Consider the following 14,747-nt stretch of genomic DNA (forward strand, 5'->3'; position numbering starts at 1 on the left):
GTAAACGGCCCGGCCACGCCGGGTGAGCCGCGTATTATAGCGACCGGAGCCGCCGCTGCAACCCACCCCGGCACTCCGCCCGGCTTGCCCCTCCCGACCCCGGACCCCACATCGTCCCCATGAAAGTCCTCGGCATCGAAACCAGCTGCGACGAAACCGGCGTGGCCGTCTACGACACGGGTCTGTCCGGCGCCGCCGGCCTGCGCGCCCACGCGGTCTACAGCCAGATCGCCCTGCACGCCGAATACGGCGGCGTGGTTCCGGAACTGGCCAGCCGCGACCACGTGCGCAAGCTGTTGCCCCTGATCCGGCAGACCTTGGCCGAAGCCGGGCTCGACACCCGCGACTTGGACGGCGTGGCCTACACGGCCGGCCCGGGACTGGTCGGGGCGCTGCTGGTCGGCGCCGGCGTGGCCCGGTCCTTGGCCTGGGCCCTGGACGTGCCGGCGGTGGCCGTCCACCACATGGAGGGCCACCTGCTGGCCCCGCTGATGGAAGACGACCCCCCTGAACCGCCCTTCGTGGCGCTGTTGGTCTCCGGCGGCCATACCCAGCTGGTGGCCGTGGACGCCATCGGCCGCTACCGCCTGCTGGGCGAGACCCTGGACGACGCCGCTGGGGAGGCCTTCGACAAGACGGCCAAGCTGATGGGCCTGCCGTATCCCGGCGGTCCCCAGCTGGCCAAGCTGGCTGAGCAGGGCACGCCCGGCCGGTTCCGGTTCGCCCGGCCGATGACCGACCGACCCGGCCTGGATTTCAGCTTCTCCGGCCTGAAGACGCAGGTGCTGCTGGCCTGGCGCGACAGCGATCAGTCGGAACAGACCCGGGCCGACATCGCGCGCGGGTTCGAGGATGCCGTGGTGGACACGCTGGCCATCAAGTGCGAACGCGCGCTGGACGAGGCGGGCAGCGATGTCATCGTCATCGCGGGCGGCGTGGGCGCCAACAAGCGGCTGCGCGCCAAGCTGCAGGAGATGGCGGCCAAGCGCGGCGGCCGTGCCTGCTTCCCCCGCCCTTCCCTGTGCACCGACAACGGCGCGATGATCGCCTTCGCCGGTGCGCTGCGACTGGAAGCGGGCCAGCACGAGACGCCGGAAGTGAAGGTCACACCGCGCTGGGACATGGCTCAACTGCCGGGATTGCAGATGCGGGATTAGGGATTGGTAAGTGCGCCGTGGCCGCGTAGCCTTTGCGTATCCCTCACTCCCGAATTCCTAATCCCGGCCCCTCATGGACATCGTTTTCATCGAAGACCTGCGCATCGAGACCGTCATCGGCATCTACGACTGGGAGCGCGGCATCCGCCAGACCGTGGCGCTGGACGTGGAAATGGCCTTCGACAACCGCGTGCCCGCCGCGAGCGACGACATCGCGCACACGCTGGATTACAAGGCGGTCTCCAAGCGGCTGATCTCGTTCGTCGAGGAAGCGAACTTCGGACTGGTCGAAACGCTCGCCGAGCGGTGCGCGGAGATCATCCGCCAGGACTTCGGCGTGGCGTGGGTGCGGTTGAAGCTGAGCAAGCCCGGCGCGGTCACCGGCGCACGCAACGTCGGCGTGCTGATCGAACGTGGCGTGCGCCCGGGCTGACCATGGGAAAGGCCTATCTCAGCCTCGGCAGCAACGTGGAGCCGGAGCGCCACCTGCGCGCCGCCGTCACGGCACTGCGCGAACGCTTCCACGACGTGGTGCTGTCGCCGGTCTATCGCACGCGTTCGGTCGGCTTCGACGGTACCGATTTCCTCAACGCCGCCGCCGTGATCGAAAGCGACCTGGACCCGTTCGCGCTGAACGACTGGCTGCATGCGCTGGAAGATGCGCACGGACGCGACCGTCGCGGCCCACGCTTCTCCGATCGTACGCTGGACATCGACATCGTCTTCTACGACGACCTGATGCTGCAAGGCCCGGGCAACCTGCGACTGCCGCGCGACGAGCTGAAGCACGCGTTCGTCCTGCTGCCATTAGTCGACATCGCGCCCGACAAGATCGATCCGCGCAGCGGTCGCACGCTGGCGGCGCTGTGGCGCGAGCATCCCGACCAAGGCGCACCTCCGCAAGCGATGTCGTTTCCGTAGCGTGCGCTGCGCGCACGATTCCATTGGGTCAATCGCGGCCGCATGATCGTGGCCCGGCGCGACAGGTGGCGCGCATGGGTTGGCTATCTTGCGGTCGTGCGCATTGCGCACGCTACGGGCGCTTACGTTATGTGGCGGCCGCCGTCGACGTGGATCACCTGGCCGGTGACGTAGGCGGCGGTGTCGCCGAGCAGCCAGGCCACGGTGGCGGCGATATCGTTCGGGTTTCCGATGCGGCCCAGCGGCGTTTGCGCCAGCAGGCGCGATTGAACGTCGGGATCGATCCCGCCATCGGGCCACAGGATGGCGCCGGGCGACACCGCGTTCACGCGTACTTCCGGCGCCAGCGATACCGCCAGTCCGCGCGACACCGCCAGCAGCGCGTCCTTCGAGGCCGCATACACCGCCAGGTCCGAGCGGGGGCGCTCGGCATAGACATCGGCAATGTTGACGATGGCTCCGCAAGTCGCCTTCAGGTGCGGCGCGGCCGCTTGGGCGAGGAAGAACGGCGCGCGCGCGTTCACCGCAAACAGGTCATCCCATTGCGCCGGCGTGGTCGTGCCGACGGGCGTGGGATAGAACGCCGAGGCGTTGTTGACCAGCCCATCGAGGCGGCCGAAGTGGCCGACGGTCCGCGCGACGAGTTCGGGCAACCGGTCGAAATCGGCGAGCTCGGCTTGCAGTTTCAGCGTGCTGGCCGGACGGGCGGCGTCCAGTTCGTCGGCGAGTGCCTGCATGTCCGCAGATGAGCCACGGTAGTGGAGGGCGAGGTCGTAACCGTCGGCATGCAGCCGACGCGCGATGGCGGCGCCCACGCGCCGGGCGGCACCGGTGATCAGGACGACGCGACGCATGGCGGACATGGTGAGCTCCTGTGACGGGCCGCCATTGTCCCCGCTTTGCACCGGAATGGCGCACGCGCTGCGCATCGGATGTGAGTCGAACATCGAATCGAGCGCATGCTTGACGGCGTGCACGCGGACCGTGCATGTTGCGACGCATCACCCCTTGCCGGATGTGCCGGCCGGGAACCGTGGAAAGGGCGAATGGACTGGGCGAAGTACCGCACCACGACCTTTGACGAACTGATCCAGGCCGATGGACGGCCGCGACCGGCCGCGCGCCGCCTGGTCGAATACCTGGCCGGGCTGTCTGGCCGCGAGATCGCCGAACGCCAACTCGCCGCCGACGTGGTGGCGCGCGTGCAAGGCATCACCTTCACGGTCTACTCCGACGGCCGCAACGTCGACCGAACACTGCCGTTCGACCTGATCCCGCGCATCATTCCGCTGAGCGAGTGGCAACGTACCGAAGCTGGCCTGAAGCAGCGCATGCGCGCGCTGAACCTGTTCATCGGCGACATCTACGGCAAGCAGCAGATCGTCAAGGACAAGGTGTTCCCGGCGATGCTGCTGAAGGATTCGGTGAACTTCCGCGAACAGTGCGTCGGCATCACCCCGCCGCTGGGCGTATGGGCGCACATCTGCGGCTCGGATCTGGTGCGCGACGGCGACGGCACGTTGTACGCACTGGAGGACAACCTGCGCATCCCCTCCGGCGTGAGCTACATGCTGGAAAACCGCATGGTGGCCAAGCGCGTGTTCCCGGAGTTGTTCGAGACCAGTTCGATCCTCCCGGTGGACGAGTATCCCAGCCAGCTCTACGACACGCTCGCCGCGCTGTCGCCGCGCCCCGGCGACACGCCGGTGATCGCCTTGCTGACGCCGGGCGTGTTCAACAGCGCCTACTTCGAGCACGCCTACCTCGCGCAGGCGATGGGCATCGAGCTGGTCGAGGGCACCGACCTGTTCGTGGCCGACGATGACTGCACCTACATGCGCACGGTGTACGGTCCCAAGCGCGTGGACGTGGTGTACCGGCGCGTGGACGACTTGTTCATCGATCCCGAGGTGTTCCATCCCGACTCCGTGCTCGGCGTGCCCGGCCTGATCCGTAGCTGGCGCGCGGGCAAGGTGGCGCTGGCCAATGCGCCGGGCGCCGGCGTGGCCGACGACAAGGTGGTCTTCGCCTACGTGCCGAAGATGATCAAGTACTACCTGGACGAGGACCCCATCCTGCCCAACGTGCCGAGCTACCTCTGCCACAACGCGAAGGAGCGCAAGTACGTGCTGGAGAACATCGAGAAGCTGGTGGTGAAGCCGGCCAACGAATCCGGCGGCTACGGCATGCTGATCGGTCCGCGTTCCACCAAGCGGCAGCGCGAGAAATTCAAGGCGCTGATCGAGGCCAACCCGCGCAACTACATGGCGCAGCCCACGCTGGCGCTGTCCACGGCGCCCATCGTCACCAAGCAGGGGCCGTCACCGCGCCACATCGACCTGCGCCCGTTCGTGCTGTCGCGCCAGGACACCTACGTGACCACCGGCGGGCTCACGCGCGTGGCGATGGTGAAGGGGTCGCTGGTGGTCAATTCCTCGCAGGGCGGCGGGGCCAAGGACACCTGGGTGGTGGATCTGGCCGACGACGACGGGGAGAACGCCTGATGCTCTCGCGCGTCGCCGACAACCTCTACTGGTTCAGCCGCTACGTGCGGCGGGCGGAAAACACCGCGCGCCTGGTGGGTGTGGGCAGCCAGCTGCAGTTGGACATGCCGCGTTCGGTCCGCTTCGCCTGGCGCCCGATGATCGACACGGTCGGCGCAGGCGAGTGCTTCGAGCAATGCTATCCGGGCACGGCGGAAGCCGCCGGCGATGCGGACGTGATCCGTTTCCTCCTGCTGGACGAACGTAATCCATCGTCACTGCGCACGTCCGTGGATTCGGCCCGCGAGATCCTGCGCAGCATCCGGGATACCTTGCCGCAGGACGTGTGGGAGGCGATCAACGACCTGCATCTGTACATCGATGCACAGGGCGAACGGAGCCTCAGCCGGCGCTACCGCCTGGAGTTCCTGCAACGCATCGTCGACGGGTGCCTGAAGGTGTCGGGCCTGTTGAGCGCCAATGTCAGCCGCGACATCGGTTACCAATTCCTGCGCCTGGGCACAGGCCTGGAGCAGGCCGATATGACCACGCGGATCATGGATGCCGGTGCGTCCGGGCTGGTGACGCCACGTAACGAAGACGACCGCGAGGCGTTCCAGAACATGCAGTGGATGAGCGTGCTGCGCTCGCTGGCCGGCTACCAGATGTTCCGGCGGCACGTGCGCCAGCGCGTCACCGGTGAACTGGCGCTGCGGTTCCTGCTGCAGAACACCGAGTTTCCGCGCAGCGTGCAGTTCTGCCTGGCGCGCGTACAGAGCGTGCTGCCGACGATGCCGCCGCGACCCGGCGTGGATCGCCACCTCAACCGGCTGATCGGGATGACCCGCAACGCGGATCCCGCCGTCCTGGCGACGCGCAATCCCGCGCAGTTCATGGACCAGCTCCAGGTGCATCTGGGCGCCTTGCACGACGCCATCGCGGAAGGGTACTTCCACGGTTGATGCCGTCAGTCGTTGCGGGTACGCCAGGCAGCGGCGGAGACCGCGGCGAGCTTGCTGACGATCACCAGACCCGCCACGCCCACTACGCCGCGCCATGCGGGCGCCACCCAAGAGGCCAGGACGAGGACGGTGAGGCCCAGACCCGCGCAGAACACGAGCACCGCGACGACCCAGGGTTTCAGGCCACCTGCGGCCATCGGTGGCTACTGCTGTTGTCCCTGCGCGTCGCCGGGATCCTGCCGCGAGGGCGCGCGGCGCGGCGGCATGGCAGGGATGCTGGCGGGAGCGGGCTCGCGCTCGCCCTGCGGCTCCCACGGGAAGCGCGGCAGGCTGTGCACGGCGGCTTCCAGCTTGCGCGACCAGGTGTCGTGGATCTCCGCGTACAGCGGCGTATCCGCTTCCAGGCGCATCTTCTGGCTGATCTTCAGGTCGCCCGCGCGCAGCAGCGCCATGTCCACCGGCATGCCGACGGACAGGTTGGAGCGGATGGTGGAATCCAGCGAGACCAGCGCGCAGCGTGCGGCGTCCTCCAGCGGCGTCTCGGGCCGGATGATGCGATCGAGGATGGGTTTGCCGTACTTCGATTCGCCGATCTGCAGATACGGCGTCTCCGGCGAGGTGGCGATGCAGTTGCCCAGCGGGTAGACCATGTACAGGCCCGGCCGCTCGCCGGCGATCTGGCCGCCCAGGATCAGCGTGGACTGCACGTTGACGCCGCTCTGCTGCGCCTCGTCCTTCATCTTCACCTGACTCGCGACGAGGGTGTCGCCGACGTACTCCGCCACTTCGTAGAGGTGCGAGAACGTCTTCAGGCTGTGCTTGGCGCTCGGGTCGTCGGCATCGCGCTGCAGGCGCGAGATCGTCAGCTGGGTGGTCGCCAGGTTGCCGGCCGACATGATCACGAACACGCGCTCGCCGGGCCACTCGAACACGTGCATCTTGCGGTACACGCGGACGTCGTCGAACGAGGCGCTGGTGCGGGTGTCCGCGGCGAAGACCAGGCCGTCGTTGACTTCGATGCCGACGCAATAGGTCATGGCGTGTCCGTTGCTGCTGTGCACCACGATTCTATGCGCCACCTCCGGGGTTGGCTAGGGCCGCCATCCCAGTGTTAGACGGCCCGTACAATGGCCGGGTTTCCCGCTTCCGGTGCGCCATGCAGGCCGATCTCCCCCTTCCCGACGACGAGGCGCGCGCGCACAGCGAACGCCTCGCGGCGTTCATCCGCAACGAGATCGCCGCCGAGGGCGGCAACATTCCGTTCTCGCGCTTCATGGAGCGCAGCCTCTACGCGCCCGGGCTTGGCTATTACAGCGCAGGCAGCACCAAGTTCGGCGAGGCGGGCGATTTCACCACCGCGCCGGAACTTGGGCCGCTGTTCGCCAGTTGCGTGGCGCAGGCGGTGGCGCCGGTGCTGCAGCAGATCGGGCCGCAGGCCGAGTTCGTCGAAATCGGTGGCGGCAGCGGCGCGTTCGCCGAGGTCATGCTCAAGCGGCTACTCGACCTGGACGCGCTGCCCGCGCGCTACGCCATCCTCGAGCCCAGCGCGGACCTGCGCGAGCGCCAGCGCGAGCGTCTGGGGCGTCGGCTGATTCCGCCAGTGTTCGACCTGGTGGAATGGCTCGATGCGCCGCCGTCGGAAACCTGGAACGGCGTGCTGTTCGCCAATGAAGTCGTCGACGCCTTGCCCACGCCGCGCTTCACCCTACGCGATGGCGAGGTGTTCGAGGAAGGCGTGGCATTGGACGGCGAAGGCCGGTTCATCCGCACCGATCGTCCGGCCGATGCGTTGCTCGCCGCCGCGGTACGCCACGTCGAACGTTACCTGGGCGAGCCGTTCCCCGATGGCTACCGTTCCGAGCTGCTGCCGCAGTTGCCGTACTGGGTGCAGGCGGTGATGGGCGGACTGGACCGCGGTGCGATGCTGTTCGCCGACTACGGTTATCCGCGCCGTGAGTTCTACCAGGCGGATCGCGACGAGGGCACGCTGCGCGCGTACTACCGCCATCGCGTGCACGGCGATGCCTACCTGTGGCCGGGGTTGCAGGACATCACGGCCTCGGTCGATTTCACGGCGTTGGCCGAGGCCGGCACGAATGCGGGCTTCGATCTGGCCGGCTACACGACGCAGGCGAACTTCCTGCTGGGCAATGGGCTGCAGGAGCGGCTGGACGAAGCGCAGGAGCGCGCTGACGAAACGACGCTGCTACGCCTGCGCAACGAGGCCAAGCGGCTCACGCTGCCCAGCGAGATGGGCGAACGCTTCCAGGTGATGGGTTTCTCGCGCGATGTCGAGTTCGGTGCGGCGTTCCTGTTCAACGACCTGAGCTGGCGGCTGTGAGCGGGCTGTTCATGCTGCGACCGTTCCGCCGGCCGCGCCTGTGGCTCGGCTTGTGGCTGGTCGCCGTCGCCGCGGTCGTGGTGTTGTCGCTGGCGAACCTGAGTCGCCTGCCGCCGGTGCCTGAAGGCGGCGACAAGGTGGAGCATTTCCTCGCCTATGCGCTGCTCTCCGCGTCGGCGATGCAGCTGTTCGCCCGCCGCAGCGGTTGCGTCGTGGTCGCGCTGTTGCTGGTGGCGACGGGCGTGGCCCTGGAGTTCGCACAAGGCGCGCTGACCACCACCCGAATGGCCGATCCGCGCGACGCATTGGCCAATACGGTGGGTGTCCTGGCTGGCCTGGCGACGCTGCTGACACCGATGCGCGGGTTGTTGCTCGCCCTCGACGCCCGCCTGCGCCCCGCGCGAGCGGGCTAAGAAAAAAGCCGGGACAAGCCCGGCTTTCTTCCTGCAACCGCCGCCGTGCTCAGCGCGGCTGCAGGGTGATGCGGTCCAGCACCCACATCTGCGGGCGCGTGTCGCCGGTGAAGCGCACGCACAGGTCCTGCGTGCCCGTGGTGCCGGAAGGCAGCGCTGCATCCAGGTCGATGAACCCGTCGGCATTCGGCGCCGCCGGCAGCGGGACCGTCGCCAGCACCGTGCCCTTGCAGCCGCCGCCCAGGATTTCCAGCTCGCCCAGTGGCGACTTCGCCGGCTCGAACGTGCGATGCGGTTCGTCGTGCGCCAACTGGAAGTAGTAAGGAATCCGACCGGCGCGCACCTTGATCGACGCGATGCCTTCCAGGTCCGCCTGGTTCCACTGCCAGCACGGATAGAAGATGGTAGCGTTGAAGATCGCGCGTTCACCCTCGGCCGGGCCGTCGTCTTCCAGGCGCAGCAGCAGGCGGCCCGCATCCGGGCACACGGCCATGGCTTCGTCGGTGCGCGTGAGCATGGAGGCCGGCGTCAGTTCGAACGTGGTGGCGGGCGCCAGCGCACGGCCATCGGCGAATGCTGCCGCACGTACGGTGACCGGCAGCTTCAGGTCGAGCGGCGAAGCGAACGTCTTGGACGCCGTCGTCGGCTCGCTGCCGTCGGTGGTGTAGTGCACCGCATAGCCGAGGGGATTCGACAGCGTGACCTTCGCGGTGCCGGCCTTGCGGTCGTCCTCGGTGGCGATCATCGCTTCGAACGGGGTCTTCGCGTAGCCCAGTCCGATGGCGTCGTAACGCTTCAGCTGCGCGGGCAGGCGTCGGGTGAAATCGGCGAAATCCTTCTTCGCCGCCGGCGTCCAACCGGTCTCAGCGACGGCCGCCAGGCGCGGAAAAGCGTTGTGCTGGAGGCGTGCGAACGTGCGCGTGTGCTCGGTCCACAGGTTGGCCTGCAGGCCGAGGATGTGGTGGCGCTGGCTTTCCTCGAGGTCCGGCGGCACCGGCTCGAACGCGTAGACATCCTGCAGCGTGATCAGCGCGGGGCGTCCCGGCGGCTCGTTCGGCGAGGCCGTCTGCAGGTAGTCCAGGTAGGTCTTGTTCGACGGCGACATCACCACGTCATGGCCTTGGCGCGCCGCCTGCAAGCCGCCCTCGATGCCACGCCACGACATCACGGTGGCTTCCGGCGGCAGCTTGGCCTCGAGAATCTCGTCCCAGCCGATCAGGCGCTTGCCGTGCGTGGCCAGGTACTTCTCCAGGCGCTCGACCAGGTAACCCTGCAGATCCATCTCGGTCTTCGCGCCCACCTGGCGCATGCGGGCCTGCTCGCGTGCGGAGGCTTCCCACTGGTCCTTGACCGCTTCGTCGCCGCCGATGTGCACGTAGGTGCCCGGGAACAGCTGGACCACTTCGCCGAGCACGTTCTGGAGGAAGGTGATCGTCGGCTCTTCCACGTTGACCAGGTTGGGGAATACGCCCCACTCGTTCGACGGCACCAGCGGCGTGTCGATCGAGCCGAGTTCCGGATAGGCGGCGATCGCCGCCGTCGCGTGGCCCGGCACGTTGACCTCGGGCACCACGGTGATGTGGCGCTCCGCCGCGTACTTCACCACGTCGCGGATCTGGTCCTGCGTGTAGAAGCCGCAGTACGGGCGCGGTGCGCCGGTCTTCGGATCCTTGCCGCCGTCGCCAGCGGGAATGCGGCAGCCGCCGATCTCGGTGAGCTTCGGGTACTGCTTGATCTCGATGCGCCAGCCCTGGTCGTCGGTCAGGTGCCAGTGCAGCTTGTTGAGTTTGTGCAGCGCCATCGCGTCGATGACCTTCTTGACCTCATCGACCGTCTGGAAGTGGCGCGCCGGATCCAGCATGAAGCCGCGCCAGCCGAAGCGCGGGGTGTCCTCGATATGCAACGCCGGCAGCGTGACGCCGTCCTTGTCGCCCTGGGTGGCGAGCTGCCACAGCGTCACCGCGCCATAGAACAGGCCGCGCTCGTCGCGCGCCTTTACCGTGGCGCCGTCGGGCGTGATGTCCAGAGAATAGGCTTCCGGCGAGGCCGCGTTTGCGTTGCCGGGGTCCAGCACAAACCGGATCGTGCCCTTGCCATCGGCTTCCGCGGCAGCCAGGGCCGGACCACCGGCCGACGTCAGATAGGCCGTGAACTGGTGGGCGACGCGCGTTGCGGCGTCGCCGGCGGCGAACACGCGGGTGTCGGCGTTGATGACGAAGGCTCCTTCGCCTACCTGCAGCGTGGCAGGCGCAGGAATCAGGGCGGGAGTGATGGGTGCCGAAGCGGACGCGGTGCCTGCATCCCCGCCTGACTTGGCGCAGCCGGCCAGGACCAGCAGGGTGAGGGCCATGCCGGCCAGGGCGCGACGGACGAAGGGTCGTTTCATCGGAATCCTCGTGGACGAACGAGCGGAAGCGTGCCAAAAAAAAGCGGGCCCGGACAAATCCAGGCCCGCAGAGGGAGAGCGTTCCCTTACATCGATGACGCGATCAGAACTTGAAGCGGAAGTTCAGGTAGTACTGGCGGCCGTTGCTGTAGAACGCGTGCGGCAGGTAGCCGGGCACCGCGTCGTTCTCCGTGTAGTACTTCAGCTTCGGATCGTTGAGGTTCAGGCCGTCCAGGCTGATCGTCAGCCAGTCGGTGGCCTTGAAGCCCAGCGAGGCCGAGACGGTAGCGAAGTCATCCTGGTAAAAGTTGTCGGTGCGGCTGACGCCGGCGTAGAACGAGCTGCGGTAGCTGTAGTTCACGCGAGCGTTGAAGCGGTCGTTCTCGTACCACGCGGAGAAGTTGTAGGTATTCTCGGAGGTGCCGTTGAGCGGCTTGCCCCCGTCGGCCTCGCCGTCCACGTAGGTGTAGTTGGCGTTGATGCCGAAGTTTTCCCCGATCGGCTGCTCGTAGGTCAGCTCAACGCCGCGGGCCTTGCCGTTCGAATTGACCGGGATCGACACCAGGTAATCGCTGTAGACATCCGTGCCGGCCGCCTGGCTGGCCTGCTGGTCCTTGTACTGGACGACAACATTGGCGAAATCGACGTAGCCGTCCAGGTCCATCGAGAACACGCTGGCCGCCAGCAGGGCGCGCGGGGCGAAGTACCACTCCAGCGACGCATCGAAGTTGGTCGATACCAGCGGGTCGAGGTTCGGGTTGCCGCCGCTGCCTTCGTGTGTCAGGTCGTTGAGCGTCAGCGAGCCGGCCAGCGCGGAGAAGTCCGGGCGGGTCATGGTCTTGCTGCCCGACACGCGCGCCACCAGGGTGTCGGTCAGCTCGAACTTGAAGTTCGCACTGGGCAGGAGCTCGTTGTAGTCGTTGTTCACCACGACCGGCAGGTAGTCGCCGAAGGCAGAGCCCACGACCGCACCGGGGATGCCGGAGTTCGGCGCGAGCGCCTGGTTGTAATGCACGTCCGTTTCGGTCTGCACGTAGCGCAGGCCGGCATTACCACTCCAGCGGTCGCCCTGGAAGTTCAACTGGGCGTAAACCGCGTTGATGTCCTCCTCCACGCCGTAGACGTCGGAGAAGTAGAAGCGCTCCGGATTGTTGCGGTTGGCGAAGCGGGAATTGATTTCGGCCAGCTGCGCGGGCGTGTAGTACCAGATCCCCGACGGCACATTGCCGCCCACACCGAAGTCACTCGGGTACGCGCCGCCCGCCGCCGGATAGGCATTGATGTCGGTCCAGTTGCTGGCCCAGTTCGGTCCCTGCGCGAGCGAGAAGTCGTTGCTGCGCTCATGCGTGGCGAAGCGGTAGCCGAAGTCCAGCGAGGACAGCACGTCTGACTGGAAGAAGAACTGGCCGTCCGCCGAGGCCCAGTCTTCCTTGTCGAGCACGTCGATGCCCTGCGCGCCGAAGATCCAGCCATCCTGAGGCCGGTGGTTCGCGGCCGTGTTGGTGCCGCCCAGCGACCAATCGATCGGGCTGCCCACACCGTTCATGCTCCAGCTCGCGCCCGCATTCCCGGCGATGCCGGTTTCCAGTACGTCCTGCGTGGGGCTGCTGCCCCGGCCCTTGGTGGAGCCCAGCTGGAAGACGAACTTCAGTGCGTCGCTGGCATTCCACTCCGCATCGAGGGCGATGTACTTGGAGGTGGACTCGGCACCCGGCCGCGAGATCATGTCGTACACGCCGTAAGGCGTGACGGTCGTGCCGCCGGTGACCGGTGCGTAGGTGGCACTGGTGAGTACGCCGTTCTCGACGGTGTAGCTGCTGGGTGTGCGGTCCACGAAGCGACTGGCCCACATCATGTAGTTGCGGTTGTAGTTGTCCGCTTCCAGTCTCGAATAGAACGCATTGACGTTCAGGGTCAGGTCGTCGGTGACCTTGGCCTCGATGTTGGCCACGCCGCCCTTGCGCTTGCGCACCTGCTCGAAGAGCGCCGCGCCGATCAGGTTGGGATACAGCACGCCCACCAGTTCGGGGTTGCTGATCGAAACTTCCGTGGGAGCGCCATTCGCAGTCCCGGGGATCGTGCCGTAGCCGCCCACGACTTCCTGGCCGTCGCGACGCAGGCTGCGTTCTTCGTTGAACACCTGCACCAGGAAGCCGGCGGTCCCTTCGTCGTTGCGCCAGTTCAGCAGCGCATCGAGCTGGGGCTTGGTGTCGCCCGGCAGGTCGGAATGGACCGCACCGATCGAACCCTGGATCGTCAGCGGCTCGGCGAACTGCAGCGGACGGCGGGTGATGATGTTCACCGAGCCGGCAGTACCGCCTTCGACCAGCTTCGCTTCGGAGGTCTTGTGCACCACGACACGGTCGACGATCTCGGACGGATACAGCGAGTAGCTCACGCTGCGACCGACATTGCCCACCTGGCTGAGCACGAACCAGTCGCCGGTGCCGATGGTGTGGCCGTTGACGAGGGTCTGGGTGAGGCTCGGGTTGGTGCCGCGCAGGCTGACGCGATCGGCTTCGTCGAAGCCGCCTTCGCTGGCGCTCGACGAGGCGATGTTGACGCCGGGCAGTTGGCGCAGGGTATCGGCCACGTTCTTGGCCGGCAGCTTGCCGATGTCCTCAGCGGTGACGACTTCGACGTGCGTGGCGGCATCGCGCTTGGCGTCCAGCGCCTTCTCGATGCTGCCGCGGATGCCGGTGACGACGACGGTGTCGAGGTCGGTCGCCTGGGTTTCGGTCGGTTGAGCGTCCTGCGCCTGCGCCTGCACCGCTACGCCCAGACAGGTCACGATGGCGGCGGAAAGGATGGATCTGCGGTAATTCATGATGTCTCTCCCATCATTCATTGTTTGAGTTTCGGCAGGTCTTGCTCGCGCTTGCTCCGCCGTGCCTGAAGCCTTTACTGCAATCGTCGCCACGCCTGTCCCGGCGCTTTCATTTTTCAATCGTCCTGGTGTTGCTCCAGGTACCACTTGGCGGCACCCACCACCCCCAGCTGCCCGTGTTCCACCAGCTTCACGGGGATGCGTTCGAGCGCCTCGCGCATCGATCCCTTGTTGAGGAAGCGCGCCACGAAGCTGCTCTGGATCAGGAAATCGCGGATCTTCGGCAGGATCCCGCCGGCGAGGTACACGCCGCCCTGCACGCCGTAGAGCAGGGCCATGTCGCCGACCACGCTGCCGAGCAGGCCGCAGAACACATCCAGGCTTTCGCGCGCCAGCGGGTCCTCGCGCGACAGCGCCGCTGCCGTGACCTCGCCGGGATGCGCATACGTGGACGGTGCCGCGCCGCGCACGGCGCACAGCGCCGCATGGAGGTTGAGCAGCCCGGGGCCGGACAGCGCCTGCTCGACCGGCACGTGCGTGCGGGTCTTCAGCATCTCGGCCAGCAGCGCCATCTCGAGCGCGTTGCCGGCGGTGAGCGCCGCCTGGCCGGCTTCGGTGGCCAGCACCACGGCGCGCGCGCCGGCCGGGATCCACACCGCCGCGCCCAGGCCGGTGCCCGGCCCCAGGATCAGGGTCGGTCCGCGGGTCGGTGCGATGGCGGGGCCGGTGAGCTGCAGCACCTGGCTGGCGTCCACCTGTGCGGCGGCGTGCGCCACGGCTTCGAAATCGTTGACCAGACGGACGTCGTCAAAGCCGAGCTGCGAGCGCAGATCGGCCAGCGACAGGCGCCAGGGCAGGTTGTTGGTGATGACCGTGCCGTCTTCCAGCGCGTAACCGGCGCTGGCGATCACCCCGCGCGACACCCGGCCGTGGCCGAGGGTGGCGAGGAAGTCCTGGATGATGTCGCCGAGGCCGGCATGGTCGGCGCACGCGTACTTGCGGTACTCCAGCACGCTGACCGGTGCGCCCGGGTCGCCGCTGCCTCGGACCAGGCCGATGCGCACATGGGTGCCGCCGACGTCCGCCGCGATGAACGCATCGTGCGCCCCCCGGGCGTCCTTCGTCGGCATTGGATTGGCGATGGCGACCACACGTCTCCCCACATGTTCGCGGCCGGGACTCCCGCATCCCGATATGGCCGGAGTGTGGAAAGTGTTTGACAACGTTGTCAAGAGTCTGTCATGAAATAGCCGCCTC

Annotated in this window: 13 protein-coding genes; 7 read left to right on the forward strand and 6 right to left on the reverse strand. The window is 67.3% G+C overall.

Features of this window, described 5'->3' with window-relative positions; all coding sequences use genetic code 11:
• Positions 1–119: 119 nt before the first annotated feature.
• From tsaD to folK, 3 genes are all read left to right on the forward strand, one after another.
• Positions 120–1,157 (forward strand): tRNA (adenosine(37)-N6)-threonylcarbamoyltransferase complex transferase subunit TsaD, encoded by a 1,038-nt coding sequence (gene tsaD, locus AC23D6_RS01035; protein WP_487751006.1) that lies wholly within the window; start codon positions 120–122, stop codon positions 1,155–1,157.
• Between the two features lie 73 nt (positions 1,158–1,230).
• Complete coding sequence (gene folB / locus AC23D6_RS01040; protein ID WP_487751007.1) at positions 1,231–1,590, forward strand: dihydroneopterin aldolase; 360 nt, start codon at positions 1,231–1,233, stop codon at positions 1,588–1,590.
• Between the two features lie 2 nt (positions 1,591–1,592).
• Positions 1,593–2,078 carry a 2-amino-4-hydroxy-6-hydroxymethyldihydropteridine diphosphokinase gene (gene folK, locus AC23D6_RS01045; protein WP_487751008.1) on the forward strand — a complete coding sequence of 162 codons (486 nt, stop codon included), beginning with the start codon at positions 1,593–1,595 and terminating at the stop codon, positions 2,076–2,078.
• A gap of 122 nt (positions 2,079–2,200) precedes the next feature.
• Here the strand turns inward: folK and AC23D6_RS01050 are convergent, their stop codons facing one another.
• The gene (locus AC23D6_RS01050) at positions 2,201–2,941 is read right to left on the reverse strand and encodes a pteridine reductase (RefSeq protein WP_487751009.1); all 741 of its coding nucleotides are present in this window, start codon (positions 2,939–2,941) and stop codon (positions 2,201–2,203) included.
• Between the two features lie 183 nt (positions 2,942–3,124).
• On the opposite strand from AC23D6_RS01050, the gene AC23D6_RS01055 reads away from it, so the two are divergent.
• Positions 3,125–4,582 (forward strand): circularly permuted type 2 ATP-grasp protein, encoded by a 1,458-nt coding sequence (locus tag AC23D6_RS01055; RefSeq protein ID WP_487751010.1) that lies wholly within the window; start codon positions 3,125–3,127, stop codon positions 4,580–4,582.
• Entirely contained in the window at positions 4,582–5,523 is a 942-nt protein-coding gene (locus AC23D6_RS01060) for an alpha-E domain-containing protein (protein ID WP_487751011.1), read from the forward strand. Before AC23D6_RS01055 ends, AC23D6_RS01060 begins: the two co-directional genes overlap by 1 nt.
• A gap of 5 nt (positions 5,524–5,528) precedes the next feature.
• Here the strand turns inward: AC23D6_RS01060 and AC23D6_RS01065 are convergent, their stop codons facing one another.
• Positions 5,529–5,720, reverse strand: a complete 192-nt coding sequence (locus tag AC23D6_RS01065; RefSeq protein WP_487751012.1) for a hypothetical protein — start codon at positions 5,718–5,720, stop codon at positions 5,529–5,531.
• 6 nt (positions 5,721–5,726) lie between these two features.
• Positions 5,727–6,560, reverse strand: a complete 834-nt coding sequence (locus tag AC23D6_RS01070; protein ID WP_487751013.1) for a proteasome-type protease — start codon at positions 6,558–6,560, stop codon at positions 5,727–5,729.
• A 119-nt stretch (positions 6,561–6,679) separates the two neighbouring features.
• On the opposite strand from AC23D6_RS01070, the gene AC23D6_RS01075 reads away from it, so the two are divergent.
• Positions 6,680–7,864: a class I SAM-dependent methyltransferase gene (locus tag AC23D6_RS01075; RefSeq protein ID WP_487751014.1), complete on the forward strand. Its 1,185-nt coding sequence runs from the start codon at positions 6,680–6,682 to the stop codon at positions 7,862–7,864.
• A complete protein-coding gene (locus AC23D6_RS01080; RefSeq protein ID WP_487752538.1) occupies positions 7,852–8,277 on the forward strand; it encodes a VanZ family protein in 426 nt (141 codons plus the stop codon). The genes AC23D6_RS01075 and AC23D6_RS01080 overlap by 13 nt, the downstream gene beginning before the upstream one ends.
• Positions 8,278–8,326: 49 nt before the next feature.
• Here the strand turns inward: AC23D6_RS01080 and AC23D6_RS01085 are convergent, their stop codons facing one another.
• The 3 genes from AC23D6_RS01085 to AC23D6_RS01095 form a co-directional block, all read right to left on the reverse strand.
• A complete protein-coding gene (locus AC23D6_RS01085) occupies positions 8,327–10,663 on the reverse strand; it encodes a family 20 glycosylhydrolase (RefSeq protein WP_487751015.1) in 2,337 nt (778 codons plus the stop codon).
• A gap of 103 nt (positions 10,664–10,766) precedes the next feature.
• Positions 10,767–13,490, reverse strand: coding sequence for a TonB-dependent receptor (locus tag AC23D6_RS01090; RefSeq protein ID WP_487751016.1), 2,724 nt, complete (start codon positions 13,488–13,490; stop codon positions 10,767–10,769).
• A 116-nt stretch (positions 13,491–13,606) separates the two neighbouring features.
• Positions 13,607–14,620 (reverse strand): glucokinase family protein, encoded by a 1,014-nt coding sequence (locus tag AC23D6_RS01095; RefSeq protein WP_487751017.1) that lies wholly within the window; start codon positions 14,618–14,620, stop codon positions 13,607–13,609.
• Positions 14,621–14,747: the final 127 nt, after the last annotated feature.

Source organism: Pseudoxanthomonas sp. G3 (assembly GCF_057654715.1).

Excerpts from the sequence above, each read along its gene's own strand:
- tsaD (WP_487751006.1), top strand. The coding sequence starts at position 120 with ATGAAAGTCCTCGGCATCGAAACCAGCTGCGACGAAACCGGCGTGGCC.
- folB (WP_487751007.1), top strand. The coding sequence starts at position 1,231 with ATGGACATCGTTTTCATCGAAGACCTGCGCATCGAGACCGTCATCGGC.
- folK (WP_487751008.1), top strand. The coding sequence starts at position 1,593 with ATGGGAAAGGCCTATCTCAGCCTCGGCAGCAACGTGGAGCCGGAGCGC.
- AC23D6_RS01050 (WP_487751009.1), bottom strand. The coding sequence starts at position 2,941 with ATGTCCGCCATGCGTCGCGTCGTCCTGATCACCGGTGCCGCCCGGCGC.
- AC23D6_RS01055 (WP_487751010.1), top strand. The coding sequence starts at position 3,125 with ATGGACTGGGCGAAGTACCGCACCACGACCTTTGACGAACTGATCCAG.
- AC23D6_RS01060 (WP_487751011.1), top strand. The coding sequence starts at position 4,582 with ATGCTCTCGCGCGTCGCCGACAACCTCTACTGGTTCAGCCGCTACGTG.
- AC23D6_RS01065 (WP_487751012.1), bottom strand. The coding sequence starts at position 5,720 with ATGGCCGCAGGTGGCCTGAAACCCTGGGTCGTCGCGGTGCTCGTGTTC.
- AC23D6_RS01070 (WP_487751013.1), bottom strand. The coding sequence starts at position 6,560 with ATGACCTATTGCGTCGGCATCGAAGTCAACGACGGCCTGGTCTTCGCC.
- AC23D6_RS01075 (WP_487751014.1), top strand. The coding sequence starts at position 6,680 with ATGCAGGCCGATCTCCCCCTTCCCGACGACGAGGCGCGCGCGCACAGC.
- AC23D6_RS01085 (WP_487751015.1), bottom strand. The coding sequence starts at position 10,663 with ATGAAACGACCCTTCGTCCGTCGCGCCCTGGCCGGCATGGCCCTCACC.
- AC23D6_RS01090 (WP_487751016.1), bottom strand. The coding sequence starts at position 13,490 with ATGAATTACCGCAGATCCATCCTTTCCGCCGCCATCGTGACCTGTCTG.
- AC23D6_RS01095 (WP_487751017.1), bottom strand. The coding sequence starts at position 14,620 with ATGCCGACGAAGGACGCCCGGGGGGCGCACGATGCGTTCATCGCGGCG.